We start from the raw sequence: 15,460 nt of genomic DNA, 5'->3' as shown, positions 1-15,460 counted from the left end.
CGGCCTCGGGCGGTCCACCCCGCCGCGGGGGGGTGGCCCCCGACCCTCGCCCCGCGGGCGCCCCCCCCCTCGTGCGGGCGGGTGGTGGGGGCGGCGGCGGGGGGGGGGCGGGGGGCGGCCCCCCCGACGGACGTCAGAGGACCTGGTGCACCCAACCGTGCGGGTCGGCGGCCTTGCCCCGCTGGATGTCGACCAACTGCTGACGCAGCGACATGGTGACCCGGCCGGGCTCGCCGCCACCGACCAGGAACTCGCCGCCGGGGAAGCGCACCCCGCCGATCGGGGTGATCACCGCGGCGGTGCCGCAGGCGAAGACCTCGCGCAGCCGGCCGCTGGCCGCGTCGGCCTGCCAGTCGGCGAACGAGACCGGCCGCTCGTGCACCTGGTGCCCCGCCTTGCCGGCCAGCGTGATGATCGCGTCGCGGGTGATGCCCGGCAGGATCGTGCCGGTCAGCGGCGGGGTGACCACCGTGTCGTCGTCGTAGACGAAGAAGACGTTCATGCCGCCCAACTCGTCGACGAAGCGGCGCTCCACGGCGTCGAGGAAGACCACCTGGTCGCAGCCGGCCTCGATGGCCTCCGCCTGAGCCGCCAGCGACGTGGCGTAGTTGCCGCCGCACTTGGCCGCGCCGGTGCCGCCGGGCGCCGCCCGGGTGTAGTCCGGCGAGACCCAGACCGTGACCGGCTTGACGCCACCGGTGAAGTACGCGCCGACCGGCGAGGCGATCACCATGTACAGGTACTCGTTGGCCGGGCGGACGCCGAGGAACACCTCGCTGGCGAACATGAACGGCCGCAGGTAGAGACTGCCGTCCTCGCCGGTCGGGATCCACTCCCGGTCGATCTCGATGATCTTGTGCAGCGAGTCGACGAACACCTCGGGCGGCAACGCCGGCATCGCCATCCGCTTCGCCGAGTCGACGAAACGGTCGGCGTTGGCGTCCGGCCGGAACATCGTCACGCCACCGTCGGCCGTCCGGTAGGCCTTCAACCCTTCGAAGATCTCCTGCGCGTAGTGCAGCACCGCGCTGGCCGGGTCCATCGGGATCGGCGCCCGCGCCTCCACCCGGGCGTCGTACCAGCCCTTACCGTCGGCGTACCGAACGGTGACCATGTGGTCGGTGAAGACTCGGCCGAACCCCGGGTTGGCCAGCAGGGCAGCCCGGTCGGCGGCGGATACCGGCGCGGGATTCGGACGGATCTCGAAGTCGAGCTTGTCACCACCGCTCATCGCGCTGACCTCCCTGCGGGACAACGGCATGCGGGATCGCACACCGACATGGCTGTGCCAGAAACTTACCCCGAACGACCGTTCAGAAGGTAGCGCCGCTCGGGACCGGGTGGACTGCCCGGACAGGCGAAGACCGCCCCGGCCGCGATACGGCCCGGGGCGGTCAGGCTACGGCGTGGGCGGCGAGCCGGTCGCCTACCTCGGCGGTGCGCAGCGTCACGCCCGGGGTACGGCCGGCCAACTCGGCGGCGACCGCCGCGTCGACCCGGGCCGCCGCCTCGGCGTGCCCGAGCTGCTCCAGCAGCAGGGCCACGGAGAGCACCGCGGCCACCGGGTCCGCGACGCCCTGCCCGGCGATGTCCGGCGCCGAGCCGTGCACCGGCTCGAACATCGAGGGGTACGCGCCCTCGGGGTTGATGCAGCCACTGGCGGCCAGCCCGATTCCGCCGGTGACGGCGGCGGCGATGTCGGTGAGGATGTCGCCGAAGAGGTTGTCGGTGACCACCACGTCGTAGCGCTGCGGCTGGGTCACCAGGAACATCGCGGCCGCGTCGACGTGCTGGTATTCCGTGGCGACGTCCGGGTGCTCGGCGGCGACCGCCGCGAAGGCGCGCGACCACAGCGACCCGGCGTGGGTCAGCACGTTGGTCTTGTGCACCAGCGTGACCTTGCGCCGCTCCCGCCGACCGGCCCGGGCGAACGCGTCACGGATCACCCGCTCCACGCCGTGCCGGGTGTTGAGGCTCTCCTCCGTGGCGACCTCGGCGGGCGTGTCGCGGTGCAACGTCCCGCCCGCGCCGGCGTACAACCCCTCGGTGCCCTCGCGGACCACCACCAGGTCGACCTCGCCCGGCTTCACGTTGCCCAGCGGACCGGCGACGCCGGGCCAGAGCCGCGAGGGGCGCAGGTTGACGTACTGGTCGAAGGCGAACCGGAGCTTGAGCAGCAGTCCGCGCTCCAGGACACCCGGCGGCACCGTGGGGTCACCCACCGCGCCGAGCAGGATTGCGTCGTGCCCGGCCAGCTCGGTCAGCACCGAGTCGGGCAGGACCTCTCCGGTACGGTGCCAGCGGGCGGCGCCGAGGTCGTACTCGGTGGCCTGCACACCGGGAAGCACCGCGTCGAGGACCTTGCGAGCCTGCGCGACCACCTCGGGCCCGATGCCGTCCCCGGCCACCACCGCGATCCGCGCCACGCCCGCTCTCCCCACGCTCGACTGCCCTGTCCGGCAACGGTACGTCGCCGTCCCGACTCCCGGTACGAAGCTTCCAGAATCTGAGACGAGAGGATGCACAGGCGTCTCTCAGCTGGGATTCATGTAGCGATCATGTGCGCTGCCTACGGTAAGGGACAGCGGGTCAGGGGGCCCGCGAACGGTGGTCGTGACGACGCGACGTCAACTGCGAGGGGGCAGGCGCCATGCGCATCGACGAGCAGCCTCGGACCCGCTGGCCGGACCTGTCGGCGTTCCGGCACCGCCGGCCCGACCTCCGCCTCGGCAGCCGCCGTCGCCGCTTCGACCCGGCCGCCGCCACCCAGGGCCGCATCGCCGTGCAGCACACCGTCCGCACCGCCACGGCGGAGTACACCCTGCTGCTCAACGCCCCCGAGTGGCTCGGCCGCCGGGGCGTCGGCGAGGCGCTGCGGGACAGCGTCGCCGAACTGCGCGCAATCGACCTGACCTACGGCCCGAACCGCCCGGAGAGCCTGGTCTCCAGGCTGCGCCGGGGCGAGATCAGCCCCGGGTCGTACGCCCCGCTGGCCGACCTGGTGGACCGTTGCACGGCCATGCGCGCCGCCACCGACGGCTGGTTCGACGCCTGGGCGGTGCCCGGCGGCTTCGACCCGGGCGGCCTGCTGGGCGGCTGGGCCGTGGAACGCGTCGCCGCCCGGCTGCGCGCGGCGGGCGTGCACGACTACGCCGTACTCACCGGCGCCGACCTCGTGGTCCGGGGCCGCGCGCCGCACGGCGGACCGTGGCGGGTCGCCGTACACCACCCGACGGCGCCGGACCGCGCGCCACTGATGCTGGAGATGACCTCGGGCGCGGTCGGCACCTCCGGGGTGTCCGGACGGCGGGGACACGTCGTCGACCCGCACACCGGTGAGCCGGCCAACCACCTCGTCGCCGCGACCGTCGTCGGCCCCGACCTGACGGTCGCCGACGCGTACGCCACCGCGCTCTACGCCGCTGGCCCCACCGGCCTGGCCTGGTTCCGGGGTGGTTCCGAGTATCGGGCGCTCTTCGCCCACCGGCGCTGAAGGCCCTAGCGTCCCGTGCTGGGGTCCGGCACGGTCACCCGCGCCGGGGTCCGTGCCCCGAAGACGGTGGCGACCAGATCGCTCACCGCGTGCACCCCAACATCGATCCCCTTGCCGGGTGGCAGTTGGTACATGATGGCGACGACGTAGCGCTGGTCGTCGCCGGCGAACCCCACGGTGTTGGTGACCCAGTGCTCCCCGCCCGGGTCCGGCTCGATCGACCAGCCGTCCTTGGTGCCGGGGTGCATGCCGGTGCCGGCCGCCCAGACACCCCAACGCTGGATCGAGCCGACCGAACGCATCGCGCCGACGAGGTAGGCCCGGTCGGTCGGGTCGAGGTCGTCCAGCACGTACGACATCAACCGCTGCAGATCCTCGGCCGTGCACTTGAGGTGACCCCAGAAGCGCGCGTAACCGGCGACGGTGGTCAGCCCGGTCATGCCGTAGCGCTGCTGGAAGCGTTTGAGCTGTCCGTCACGGCCGTAGCGGTTCCACAGCGCGGTGGCCGCGTCGTCGGACGAGAAGTTCAGCATGTCGGCGATCTGTCGACGCGCGACGCTGTCGAGCGTGATCTCGCCCGCACGTGAGCGCTCCAGCAGCCCGACGGCCATCGCGAGCTTGATGGTGGAGGCCGTCCAGATCGGATGGTCGGTGGTCCCCGCCCGCCAGGAAGTGCCGGTGCGCCGGTCCCGTACCAGGATTCCGAGGACCCCCGGCTTGCTCTTCAGGAGGGTGGCCGCCGCCGCGAAACGGCGGCGTTGGGCCTCGTCCGCGCTGACCGTGCCCGGTTGCCGGCCCCCGGCCGGGCCCAGCCCACTCGTCGACCGCGGCTCGGTGGCCCCCGGAGACGACGGCGAGTCGCGCGAAGCGGGCGAGCCGGTCGGATCGGGCGAACAGCCGGCCAGCACGAGCACCGCCACCAGGGCCGCGAGGAGCCGCGCCGACGATCCCACCGCTCGTCGTGGCGGCGCAGGTCGCCGCGGCCGGGCGAACCGGCGGCCATTCTGGGCGCTTGTCACGGCGGCCGATCATAGCCGGGTCGCACGTCAGAGGGGGCGACCCGCAGAGCGCCTGAATTGCGATCGGCCCCCACGGCCTCGGCAACGGCTGTGGGGGCCGATCAGCGACGAGTGCGCGTGGCTCGCACAATCGAGGGGTGCGGGACCGGTCGGGCCGGACGTCGGCCGCGCCACCCGAAGACGGGCCGGCGCCACGGCCTGGCGGCCAGTAACCGCAGTCGTACGCTAGCGAATCGACGCAACTCGACGCAAGAGTCTCCACAGCGGACGCCTTCGGACGACACCCGCACGGGTTCGGCGATTGGCCTGCGGCGAGGCAGTTTCGACATGGTGAACGACGGATGGCACGCTGTCCGCCGTGAGTTTCGATCTGAGTGTGTGGGCCCTGGAGGACGGGGCGACGCCCGAGGACGTGCGGGCAGCGGTCGAGGGTTGCCGGCAGGGGCGGCACGTCGACCGATACCCGGACCCGCGCGTCGTCGGCTTCTACCGGGCGATCACCGCGTCCTATCCGGACCGTCACCCCGGCCCGGACAGCCCGTGGGCGGTCGCGCCGCTGCACGCCGCCCACGACCACGTCGAGCTGAACCTGCACCCGACCTGCCCGGACCAGGTGCTGCTCGACATCGAGCGGCTGGCCGGCGAGCACGGGCTGATGCTCTTCGACGCCCAGGACGGTTCGGTCTACCCGCCCCCGGTCCGGCTGCCGAACTGACCGCTCCCCCGGGCGGAACACCTCCCGGCGTACGACGAAGGGGCCCGGCGCTGTCGCCGGGCCCCCCGTGGTGCTGTCGTCAGTGCCGCCACCTGTCGCGTGGCGGCCGCCCGCTACTCGTCGCGCAGGTCGGCCGCGCTGGCGGCGGTCGCGCCGATCGAGTCGGCCGCCGAGGTCAGCAGATCGGCGCCGAGCGCCTGGTCGACGGTGAGGGTCATCAGCGTCTCGCCGCCCGCCTCGCGCCGGGCCACCTGCATCGCGGCGATGTTGATGCCCGACTCGCCGAGCAGCGTACCGACGGTGCCGACGACGCCCGGGCGGTCCGCGTACCGCAGGAACAGCAGGATGCCCTCCGCGGCGATCTCCACGTCGAAGCCGTCCACTTCGGTCAGCCGCGGGACGTCGCGGCTGCCCGCGTGGGTGACCGTCCCGGAGACGCTCACCGCCCGGCCGTCCGGCAGGGCACCGCGCACCGTGACCAGGAGAGGCTGGTCGGCGGTCTCGACCTGACTGTCCAGGGTGACCTCGACGCCGCGCTCGGCGGCCAGGTGCGGGGCGTTGACGTAGGTGACCTGATCCTCGACCACCGAGCTGAACAGGCCCTTCGTCGCGGCCAGCTTGAGCACCGACACGTCGTGGCCGACGACCTCACCGCGAACCTCGACGGTGACGCTGGCCGCGACCCCACCGGCGACGGCGGTGAAGGCCCGGCCCAGCTTCTCGGCCAGCGGCAGCAGCGGGCGGACGTCCTCGGCGACCACGCCGCCGGCCTGGACGTTCACGGCATCCGGCACGAACTCGCCCTGCAGCGCCAGCTTCACGCTCTTGGCAACCGCCAGACCGGCCTTGTCCTGCGCCTCGTGGGTCGAGGCGCCCAGGTGCGGGGTGGCCACCACGTTATCGAAGGCGAAGAGCGGCGAGGAGGTGCAGGGCTCCTTGGAGTACACGTCGACGCCGGCACCGGCGACCCGTCCCTCGGCGATGGCGTCGGCGAGCGCCTGCTCGTCGACCAGGCCACCACGGGCGGCGTTCACGATGCGGACGCTGGGCTTGACGAGCGCCAGCTCCTTCTCACCGATCAGACCGACCGTCTCCGGCGTCTTCGGGAGGTGGATCGAGATGAAGTCGCTCTCGCGCAGCAACTCCTCCAGCCCGACCAGCCGTACGCCGAGCTGCGCCGCCCGAGCCGGCTGGATGTACGGGTCGTACGCGATCAGCCGGGTGCCGAACGCGGCGATGCGCTGCGCGAAGAGCACCCCGATACGGCCGAGCCCAACCACACCGACGGTCTTGCCCTGCACCTCGACGCCCGTGTACTTGGACCGCTTCCACTCGCCCGCCTTGAGCGCCGCGCTGGCGCTGGCGGTGTTGCGGGCGACGGCGAGCAGCAGTGCGACGGCCTGCTCGGCGGCGGAGACGATGTTCGACGTGGGTGCGTTGACGACCATCACGCCCCGCGCGGTGGCCGCCGGCACCTCGACGTTGTCGAGCCCGACGCCCGCACGGGCGACCACCTTGAGTCGCGGCGCGGCGGCGACCGCCTCGGCGTCGATCTGGGTCGCGCTGCGCACGATGACGGCGTCGGCCTCGGAGAGCGCCGAGAGCAGGGCCGGACGGTCGGTGCCGTCGACGTGACGGACGTCGAAGTCGTGGGCGAGCACCTCGATGGCGGCGGGGGCGAGTTCTTCGGCGATCAGTACGACAGGATTCATCGGTCCTCGTAGAGGTCGTGTTTGCGATCGGCGCGGGTGGCGGGGCGCCGCACTGCACCCCGTGCTGATCCGTGCCGTGGCCGTCAGGTGCCGGCTCAGCGCACCTACCCGCGATCGTAGGGGCCGCGCTGGCCGGCGTGTTCCGGTCTGCGGGGTGAGTGCCCTCACACGCCCGGACAAGCGACCGACATCAACCGTTCACCACCCCGAAACCCCACCCACCCCGCTCCTCTCCGCCCCTCCATCCCCGCGATCTTGCACTTTCTGCTGTGACGTACGGGGCCAACCCCCACAAATCGCCATCCGAAAGTGCAAGATCGACGAGGGCGGGCGCGGGCGCGGGCATGAGCGGGCCCCGGGCGCGCGCTGGGGAGCGCGCGTCCGGGGCTTCGGGGTGGTCAGGCGGTTTCGGTGATCGGGCGGTCGACCCAGCTCATCATGCCGCGCAGCTTCCTACCGGTCTCCTCGATCGGGTGCGCCGCACCCTCGGCCTGCCACTTGGTGAAGTTGGGGCGGCCGGCCTCGTCCTCGGCGACCCACTCGCGGGCGAACTCGCCGGACTGGATCTCGCCCAGGATCTTGCGCATCTCATCCTTGACCCGGGAGTCGATGATGCGCGAGCCCCGGGAGAGGTCGCCGTACTCGGCGGTGTCGGAGATGCTGTACCGCATCTTCGCGATGCCGCCCTCGTACATCAGGTCGACGATCAGCTTCAGCTCGTGCAGGCACTCGAAGTAGGCGACCTCCGGGGCGTAGCCCGCCTCGGTGAGCACCTCGAAACCGGTCTGCACCAGCGCCGAGGCACCGCCGCAGAGCACCGCCTGCTCGCCGAAGAGGTCGGTCTCGGTCTCCTCGGTGAAGGTGGTCTTGATCGCGCCGGCCCGGGTGCCGCCGATCCCCTTGGCGTACGCGAGGGCGAGGGCGAACGCGGTGCCGGTGGCGTCCTGCTCGACGGCGACCAGACAGGGCACGCCCTTGCCGTCGACGTACTGGCGACGCACCAGGTGGCCGGGGCCCTTGGGGGCGACCATGGCAACGTCCACCTCGGCCGGCGGCTTGATCAGGCCGTACCGGATGTTGAAGCCGTGGCCGAAGAAGATCGCCTTGCCGGGGGCCAGGTGCGGCTCGATCGACTCGGCGTAGATCTTGCGCTGGGCGGTGTCCGGCGCAAGCACCATGATCACGTCCGCCTCGGCCGAGGCCTCGGCCGGCGTGAGCACCCGAAGGCCCTGCTCCTCGGCCTTGGGACGGCTCTTCGAGCCCTCCGGCAGACCGATCACCACGTCGACGCCGGAATCACGCAGCGACAGCGCGTGGGCGTGACCCTGGCTGCCGTAGCCGATCACCGCGACCTTCTTGGCCTGGATCAGGCCGAGGTCGGCATCGTCGTCGTAGTACACCTCAACGCTCATGAGAACTTCCCTTTCGTACGACGGCCTGAGTGCCCGTCGTGGTCTTTGCGGATGGGTCAGGCGGCCCGCAGCGCGGGACCGGCGGTGATCGAACGCGAGCCGCGCCCGATGGCCACCAGCCCGGACTGGACCATTTCCTTGATGCCGAAGGGCTCGAGGTCGCGCAGCAGCGCGTCGAGCTTGTCCGGCGTGCCGGTGGCCTCGATGGTCAGCGTGTCCGGTGCGACGTCCACCACCCGGGCACGGAACAGGTTGACGGTCTCCAGCACCTGGGACCGGGCGGCCCGGTCGGCGCGGACCTTCACCAGCAGCAGCTCCCGGGCGACCGAGACCTGCGGATCCAACTCAACGATCTTGAGTACGTTGACCAGCTTGTTGAGCTGCTTGGTGACCTGCTCCAGCGGGGACGAGTCCGCGTTCACCACGATGGTGATCCGGGAGACGTCCGGGTTCTCGGTCTCGCCGACGGCGAGGCTGTCGATGTTGAAACCGCGGCGGGAGAACAGGCCGGACACCCGGGCGAGAACGCCCGGCTTGTTCTCCACGAGCACGGACAGAGTGTGCATGGTCATGCCACGACCTCGCTTCGCTCGGTCGGGGCACCGGCCTTGATGATTCGTTCGCTGCGCTCACTCATGATCAGATGTCATCCTCGTCGAAGACCGGGCGGACGCCGCGGGCGAACATGATCTCGTCGTTACTGGTGCCGGCGGCGACCATCGGCCAGACCATGGCGTCCTTGCCGACCACGAAGTCGATCACCACCGGGACGTCGTTGATCTCCATGGCGGCGGCGATGGTCTTGTCCACGTCCTCGGCGGTCTCGCAGCGCAGCCCGACACAGCCCAGCGCCTCGGCGAGCTTGACGAAATCGGGGATGCGGTGCTTGTGCGTGCCCAGCTCGGTGTTGGAGTAGCGCTCGTTGTAGAAGAGCGTCTGCCACTGCCGGACCATGCCGAGGTTGCCGTTGTTGATGACGGCGATCTTGACCGGGATGCCCTCCAGCGCGCAGGTCGCCAACTCCTGGTTGGTCATCTGGAAGCAACCGTCGCCGTCGATCGCCCACACCACCGTGTCCGGCTTGCCGACCTTGGCGCCCATGGCCGCCGGCACCGCGTAGCCCATGGTGCCGAGGCCGCCGGAGTTCAACCAGGTGTACGGCTTCTCGTAGGAGATGAACTGCGACGCCCACATCTGGTGCTGCCCCACACCGGCCACGAAGATCGTGTCGGGGCCGACGATCTCCCCCAACCGCTTGATCACGTACTGCGGGGAGAGCGTGCCGTCGGCCGGCTCGTCGTAACCCAGCGGATAACGGTTACGCAGGTCGTCGAGCTGGGTCCACCAGTCGCCCAGGTCGGTGACGCGCCCCGCCGCGCGCTCGACGGTGACCGCCGCGATCAGCTCGTCGATGACGTGCTTGGCGTCACCGACGATCGGGACGTCCGCGTGCCGGTTCTTGCCGATCTCGGCGGGGTCGATGTCGGCGTGCACCACCGCCGCGTCCGGAGCGAACGAGTCGAGCTTGCCGGTGACCCGGTCGTCGAACCGCGCGCCCAGCGCGACGATCAGGTCGGCCTTCTGGAGGCCGTACACGGCGGCGACCGTGCCGTGCATGCCGGGCATGCCCAGGTGCTGCGGGTGCGAGTCGGGGAACGCGCCGAGCGCCATCAGCGTGGTGATGACCGGGATGCCGGTCAGGTCGGCGAGCCGACGCAGCCCCTCGGTGGCGCCGGCCTTGAGCACCCCGCCGCCCACGTAGAGCACCGGCCGCCGGGCGCCGGCCAGCAACCGGGCCGCCTCGCGGATCTGCTTGCCGTGCGGGTGCAGGGTGGGCCGGTAGCCGGGCAGGTCCAGCGTGGGCGGCCAGGTGAAGGTGGTCGACGCCTGGAGCACGTCCTTGGGGATGTCGACCAGCACCGGGCCGGGCCGGCCGGTGCTGGCGAGGTGGAACGCCTCGGCCAGCACCTGCGGGATCTCCTCGGCGGTCTGCACGAGGAAGTTGTGCTTGGTGATCGGCAGCGTGATGCCCTGGATGTCCGCCTCCTGGAAGGCGTCGGTGCCGATCGACGGGCGAGCCACCTGGCCGGTGATCGCCACCATCGCGACCGAGTCCATGTACGCGTCGGCGATCGGCGTCACCAGGTTGGTCGCGCCCGGGCCGGAGGTGGCGATGCAGACGCCGACCCTGCCGGTGGCCTGCGCGTACCCGGTCGCCGCGTGACCGGCGCCCTGCTCGTGGCGGACCAGGATGTGCCGGACGGTGGAGTCGTAGAGCGGGTCGTACGCCGGCAGGATCGCGCCGCCCGGGATGCCGAAGACGACGTCGACGCCGAGCGCCTCGAGAGACCGCACCAGCGAGCCGGCGCCGGAGACCTCTGCCGGGGCGGATGTCCGTACGGCCGGGACTGCCGGCGTGGCCGCGGCGCGGGTGGCGGGGTCGGCGGCGCCGGCCGGGTCGGCGGTCGCGCGGGCCCGCCGGGCGGTGTGGGCGAGGGTCTCGGGCGTTGGTCTCGTCATGGTGGTTCTGGCCTTCGGCTGGAGTGGCTGGGGCTTGTTCAGCGATGCGACGTGGGCGTGGGCCCGTCGCGACAGGTTCCGACGGCAATAAAAACGGCCCTCGTGCAGATGCACGGGGCCAGCGCACTCTCGACGGAGGAGAGTGCGCTCAGATAAGTACTCGCAGCGACCGGTACGACGACATGCGGCTAAGCCTGACGCATCTCACGCGATGAGTCAACTGATCCCACATGTTGGTTAACGGACGGCGGCGCGTCGGCCGACGCCGCGCCACCGCCAGGGGGCATGACCTGCCCGGACCCCCCGGGCGCGCGGCGCTGGACGGGCACCGGACCGGGCCGTGCGCCCGGCGAGGTGGCCGCCTCCAGCATCGCCTCCAGGTGCTCCGCGGGCACCCCCCAGCCGAACAGCGCTCCCTGACCGAACCGGCAGCCCGCGGCGACCACCGCGGCCAGCTCCGTCGGCGTGGTGACGCCCTCGGCGATGACCTCCATGCCCAACTGGTGGCCCAGCCGCATGACGATGTCGACCATGGGCGCGAAGGCCGGACCGTCCTTGCCCACCGGACGGACCGGCTCGTGCTCGGCCACCAGGCTGTGGTCGATCTTCAGGATGTCGATCGGCAGCCGGCGTAGCTGCCCCAGGGACGAGTACCCGGCGCCGAAGTCGTCCAGCGCGATCCGTACGCCGGTCAGCCGCAGCGCGGTCAACCGCCGGATCAGCTCGTCCAGATCGGTGGCGACCGCGTGCTCGGTGACCTCCAGCACCAGCCGCTGCGGCGGTACGTGGTGGGCGCGCAGGGCCTCGGCGACCTGGACCACGTACTCCGGGGCGTGCAGCTCGCGCGGCGAGACGTTCACCGAGACCCAGACGTCGTGCCCGTCGGCCAGCCAGCGGGAGAGCTGGTAGCAGGCCTGGTGCAGCACCCAGGCGCCGAGCGTGGAGATCATCCCGCACTCCTCGGCGAGGGGGATGAACTCGTCCGGGCGGACGTTGCCCAGCTCGGGGTGGTGCCAGCGGAGCAGCGCCTCGGCGCCGACCGGCCGGACCGACGGCAGCGACGCCACCGGTTGGAAGGCGAGCCGCAGCTCGTCTCGGTCGATCGCGCCCCGCAGCTCGTGCTCCACGGTGGTGCGGCGGCGCAGCAACTGGTCGTACGCCGCGTCGTAGCGCTCGATCCGGTTCTTGCCGCGTTGCTTGGCGTAGCGCAGCGCCAGGTCGGCGTGGCGCAGCAGCAACTCCACGTCCGGCTCGGCGGCCCACCCGGCCACGCCGATGCTCACGGACAGGAAGACCGGGCCCTCCGGCTGGTCGTACGGCCGGTTCAGCACCCCGAGCAGCCGCTCGGCCACGCGGTCCGCCTCTGCGGGCCGGGCTGGCATGAGCACCGCGAACTCGTCGCCGCCGAGCCGGGCCGCCACGTCGCCCGGACGCAGGTTGCCGCGCAGCCGGCGGCCCACCTCGGCCAGCACCGCGTCACCCACGTCGTGGCCGCGCATGTCGTTGACGTTCTTGAAGCCGTCCAGGTCCAGACCGAGCAGGACGCACGGCGTGCCCGCGGCTGCGCCGTCGTGCAACGCCCGCAGCAGTCCGCGCCGGTTGGCCAGCGACGTCAACGGGTCGGTGTGCGCCAGCTCACGGAAGTGCGCCTCCCGCTCGACCAGGCGGCCGGCGTAGTCGCGGACGTCTTTGAGGGTGAGGTACTGCCGCGCCACCAGGGCGAAGCCCTCCACGCTGCCGGCCAGGATGCCCGGCGCGGTGAAGCGGCCGTCCTGGAGCAGGTGGTACATCGCCGAGGCCGCCATCGCCAGCATCGGGGCGAGGGCGTACTCACCGTCCCGACCGATGAGGTCGAGCGCGACCTCCCCCGGCTGATCGGCCCGGCGTACCTCGAGCGCGACGGCCAGCAGGCCGGCCGACAGCAGCGCCGCGCCGGCGAGCGCCATGGTCGGCCCGGACTGGCAGAGCCCCGCGCTGAGGCCCAGTCCGCCGCAGCTCACCGCGGTGATGCCGGTCGCGAGCACGGCCAGCCGGCGACGCGGGGCGGCGGCCCGAAAGACGACGATCACGGCGAGGCCGGCCCCGAGCGCGGCGCTCACCGTCGTCACCAGGATCGCCGGGCAGGCCATCGGGGTGGCGGCGCCGAGCAGCCGGGTCGGCTCGGAGAAGAGCACCCAGCCGACGAACCACAGCGCCGCCGCCACGGTGACGCCGTCCAGCGCGAGCCGGGCGGTCCCCGCAGCGGTGGCGGCGACCCCCGGCAGCCGGAGCAGACCGGCCGCGAAGGCCAGCCCGGCCAGCGCCATACCGATCGCCGTGGCGGTGGCCCATCCCGTCCGCTGCCCCTGCTCGTGCGCCCAGTGGTCGCTCGCCGACAGCACCGCCACCACGCCCGCCAGCAGGCTGACCAGGGACATCCCGGCGGCGCCCGCGAGCAGCACGTGCGCCGGTCGACGCGGCCCGGTCCGCTGCCCGACGACCATGGTGAGCAGCGCGGTGGCCACGGCCGCGACCAACCCGCTCAGCGCCGCGACGGCGACCATGCCCGGGGGGAGATGCACGACAACAAGAGTGCCGGATGAGCGCACGTCGCGGGAGACCGGATGTGCATCTGTTGGGACACGGGCCCTCTACCGCGGGGTCCTGCGCGGCGGCGGTGTCATGCTGGTACGCATGCCTGAGCTGCGATCGAGGACGTCCACACACGGTCGGACGATGGCCGGCGCCCGGGCCCTCTGGCGGGCCACCGGGATGACCGACGACGACTTCGGCAAGCCGATCGTCGCCATCGCCAACAGTTTCACCCAGTTCGTGCCGGGTCACGTACACCTCAAGGACATGGGTGGCCTGGTCGCGGACGCGGTGGCCGAGGCCGGCGGCGTCGGTCGGGAGTTCAACACGATCGCGGTCGACGACGGCATCGCGATGGGGCACGGCGGCATGCTCTACTCCCTGCCCAGCCGCGAGCTGATCGCCGACGCGGTGGAGTACATGGTCAACGCGCACTGCGCGGACGCCCTGGTCTGCATCTCGAACTGCGACAAGATCACCCCAGGCATGCTGCTGGCCGCGCTGCGCCTCAACATCCCGACCGTCTTCGTCTCCGGCGGCCCGATGGAGGCCGGCAAGACGGCGGCGATCGAGGGCATCGTGCACAGCAAGATCGACCTGATCGACGCGATGATCGCGTCCTCGAACGAGGCGGTCACCGACGCGCAGCTCGGCGAGATCGAGCGCTCCGCCTGCCCCACCTGCGGCTCCTGCTCCGGCATGTTCACCGCCAACTCGATGAACTGCCTCACCGAGGCCATCGGGCTCGCGCTCCCCGGCAACGGTTCGACCCTCGCCACCCACGCCGCGCGCCGGTCGCTGTTCGTCGAGGCCGGCCGGACCGTCGTCGACATCGCCAAGCGGTGGTACGACGGCGACGACGAGTCGGTGCTCCCGCGCATCGTCGCGTCCAAGGCCGCCTTCGAGAACGCCGTCGCCCTCGACGTGGCCATGGGCGGCTCCACCAACACGGTGCTGCACCTGCTCGCCGCCGCCCGCGAGGCGGAACTCGACTTCGGCGTCGCCGACATCGACGCCATCTCCCGACGGGTGCCCTGCCTGGCGAAGGTGGCTCCGAACTCCCCGAAGTACCACATGGAGGACGTGCACCGCGCCGGTGGCATCCCCGCGATCCTCGGTGAGCTGGACCGGGCCGGCCAGCTCAACCGGAACGTGCACGCCGTGCACTCCCCCTCCCTGGCCCAGTGGCTGACCGACTGGGACGTGCGTGGTGGCTCGCCGACGCCGGAGGCGGTCGAGCTGTTCCACGCCGCGCCCGGCGGGGTGCGGACCGTGGAGCCCTTCTCCACCACCAACCGCTGGTCGTCACTCGACACCGACGCTGCCGAGGGGTGCATCCGCGACCGCGAGCACGCGTACTCCGCCGACGGCGGCCTGGCCATCCTGCACGGCAACCTGGCCCCGGAGGGCTCCGTCGTGAAGACCGCCGGCGTGCCGGACGACTGCCTGACGTTCCGCGGCCCGGCGAAGGTGTACGAGTCGCAGGACGACGCCGTCACCGCGATCCTCGCCAAGGAGGTCGTCGCCGGGGACGTCGTGGTGATCCGCTACGAGGGCCCCAAGGGCGGCCCCGGCATGCAGGAGATGCTCTACCCCACCTCGTTCCTCAAGGGTCGCGGGCTGGGGCGGTCCTGCGCGCTGCTCACCGACGGCCGTTTCTCCGGCGGCACGTCCGGCCTCTCCATCGGGCACGCCTCCCCCGAGGCCGCCTCCGGCGGGTTGATCGCCCTGGTCCGCGAGGGCGACGAGATCGTCATCGACATCCCGGCCCGGTCGATCGAGCTGAACGTGCCCGCCGACGAGCTGGAGGCGCGGCGGGTGGCCGAGGAGAAGCGCGACCGGCCGTACACCCCGACGGATCGCCAGCGACCGGTGTCGGCGGCGCTGCGCGCGTACGCCTCGATGGCCACCTCGGCCAGCGACGGCGCCTACCGCCGCGTCCCCGAGTAAGCCGCGCCGCGGCTCGGCCGTTCGACCGCTTGATCAACGCGACTTCGCCGATGTCGCGGTATCCCTGC

11 protein-coding genes are annotated in these 15,460 nt (G+C 72.1%); 3 read left to right on the top strand and 8 right to left on the bottom strand.

Translation table 11 applies throughout. The annotated features are described in order from the left end of the window. Window positions 1-133: 133 nt before the first annotated feature. Together ACIA3K_RS15580 and ACIA3K_RS15575 are read right to left on the bottom strand one after the other, a co-directional pair. Window positions 134-1,231: a branched-chain amino acid aminotransferase gene (locus tag ACIA3K_RS15580; protein WP_396801648.1), complete on the bottom strand. Its 1,098-nt coding sequence runs from the start codon at window positions 1,229-1,231 to the stop codon at window positions 134-136. Window positions 1,232-1,394: 163 nt separating this feature from the next. Continuing rightward, window positions 1,395-2,426 (bottom strand): 3-isopropylmalate dehydrogenase, encoded by a 1,032-nt coding sequence (locus ACIA3K_RS15575; RefSeq protein WP_396801647.1) that lies wholly within the window; start codon window positions 2,424-2,426, stop codon window positions 1,395-1,397. Window positions 2,427-2,650: 224 nt separating this feature from the next. On the opposite strand from ACIA3K_RS15575, the gene ACIA3K_RS15570 reads away from it, so the two are divergent. Beyond that, window positions 2,651-3,493 carry an FAD:protein FMN transferase gene (locus ACIA3K_RS15570; RefSeq protein WP_396801646.1) on the top strand — a complete coding sequence of 281 codons (843 nt, stop codon included), beginning with the start codon at window positions 2,651-2,653 and terminating at the stop codon, window positions 3,491-3,493. A 5-nt stretch (window positions 3,494-3,498) separates the two neighbouring features. Here the strand turns inward: ACIA3K_RS15570 and ACIA3K_RS15565 are convergent, their stop codons facing one another. Then, entirely contained in the window at window positions 3,499-4,446 is a 948-nt protein-coding gene (locus ACIA3K_RS15565; protein WP_396801645.1) for a hypothetical protein, read from the bottom strand. A gap of 424 nt (window positions 4,447-4,870) precedes the next feature. Between ACIA3K_RS15565 and ACIA3K_RS15560 the strand changes: the two genes are divergently transcribed. Further along, window positions 4,871-5,227 (top strand): hypothetical protein, encoded by a 357-nt coding sequence (locus tag ACIA3K_RS15560; protein ID WP_357127353.1) that lies wholly within the window; start codon window positions 4,871-4,873, stop codon window positions 5,225-5,227. 113 nt (window positions 5,228-5,340) lie between these two features. Here ACIA3K_RS15560 and serA read toward each other — a convergent pair whose 3' ends face one another. The 5 genes from serA to ACIA3K_RS15535 all read right to left on the bottom strand — a co-directional run bounded on the left by serA (window position 5,341) and on the right by ACIA3K_RS15535 (window position 13,414). Then, window positions 5,341-6,939 carry a phosphoglycerate dehydrogenase gene (gene serA / locus ACIA3K_RS15555; protein ID WP_396801644.1) on the bottom strand — a complete coding sequence of 533 codons (1,599 nt, stop codon included), beginning with the start codon at window positions 6,937-6,939 and terminating at the stop codon, window positions 5,341-5,343. 398 nt (window positions 6,940-7,337) lie between these two features. Further along, complete coding sequence (gene ilvC / locus ACIA3K_RS15550; protein ID WP_355052171.1) at window positions 7,338-8,351, bottom strand: ketol-acid reductoisomerase; 1,014 nt, start codon at window positions 8,349-8,351, stop codon at window positions 7,338-7,340. A 56-nt stretch (window positions 8,352-8,407) separates the two neighbouring features. Next, complete coding sequence (ilvN, locus tag ACIA3K_RS15545; RefSeq protein WP_355052170.1) at window positions 8,408-8,923, bottom strand: acetolactate synthase small subunit; 516 nt, start codon at window positions 8,921-8,923, stop codon at window positions 8,408-8,410. Window positions 8,924-8,990: 67 nt separating this feature from the next. Then, the gene (locus tag ACIA3K_RS15540; protein WP_396801641.1) at window positions 8,991-10,871 is read right to left on the bottom strand and encodes an acetolactate synthase large subunit; all 1,881 of its coding nucleotides are present in this window, start codon (window positions 10,869-10,871) and stop codon (window positions 8,991-8,993) included. A 188-nt stretch (window positions 10,872-11,059) separates the two neighbouring features. Continuing rightward, window positions 11,060-13,414: a putative bifunctional diguanylate cyclase/phosphodiesterase gene (locus ACIA3K_RS15535; protein ID WP_396801761.1), complete on the bottom strand. Its 2,355-nt coding sequence runs from the start codon at window positions 13,412-13,414 to the stop codon at window positions 11,060-11,062. A 130-nt stretch (window positions 13,415-13,544) separates the two neighbouring features. Between ACIA3K_RS15535 and ilvD the strand changes: the two genes are divergently transcribed. Continuing rightward, entirely contained in the window at window positions 13,545-15,392 is a 1,848-nt protein-coding gene (ilvD, locus tag ACIA3K_RS15530) for a dihydroxy-acid dehydratase (protein ID WP_396801640.1), read from the top strand. The last annotated feature ends 68 nt before the right edge of the window (window positions 15,393-15,460 follow it).

Origin of the sequence: Micromonospora sp. NPDC051543 (genome assembly GCF_044454415.1) — a bacterium.
Classification (GTDB): Bacteria; Actinomycetota; Actinomycetes; order Mycobacteriales; family Micromonosporaceae; genus Micromonospora.
The sequence above is the reverse complement of the archived record's forward strand: the minus strand, read 5'-3'. Positions and strand labels throughout refer to the sequence as shown.

Bases quoted from the DNA above. Each gene is read 5' to 3' on its own strand.
- ACIA3K_RS15580 (WP_396801648.1), bottom strand. From the start codon at position 1,231: ATGAGCGGTGGTGACAAGCTCGACTTCGAGATCCGTCCGAATCCCGCG.
- ACIA3K_RS15570 (WP_396801646.1), top strand. From the start codon at position 2,651: ATGCGCATCGACGAGCAGCCTCGGACCCGCTGGCCGGACCTGTCGGCG.
- serA (WP_396801644.1), bottom strand. From the start codon at position 6,939: ATGAATCCTGTCGTACTGATCGCCGAAGAACTCGCCCCCGCCGCCATC.
- ilvC (WP_355052171.1), bottom strand. From the start codon at position 8,351: ATGAGCGTTGAGGTGTACTACGACGACGATGCCGACCTCGGCCTGATC.
- ilvN (WP_355052170.1), bottom strand. From the start codon at position 8,923: ATGACCATGCACACTCTGTCCGTGCTCGTGGAGAACAAGCCGGGCGTT.
- ACIA3K_RS15540 (WP_396801641.1), bottom strand. From the start codon at position 10,871: ATGACGAGACCAACGCCCGAGACCCTCGCCCACACCGCCCGGCGGGCC.
- ACIA3K_RS15535 (WP_396801761.1), bottom strand. From the start codon at position 13,414: ATGGTCGCCGTCGCGGCGCTGAGCGGGTTGGTCGCGGCCGTGGCCACC.
- ilvD (WP_396801640.1), top strand. From the start codon at position 13,545: ATGCCTGAGCTGCGATCGAGGACGTCCACACACGGTCGGACGATGGCC.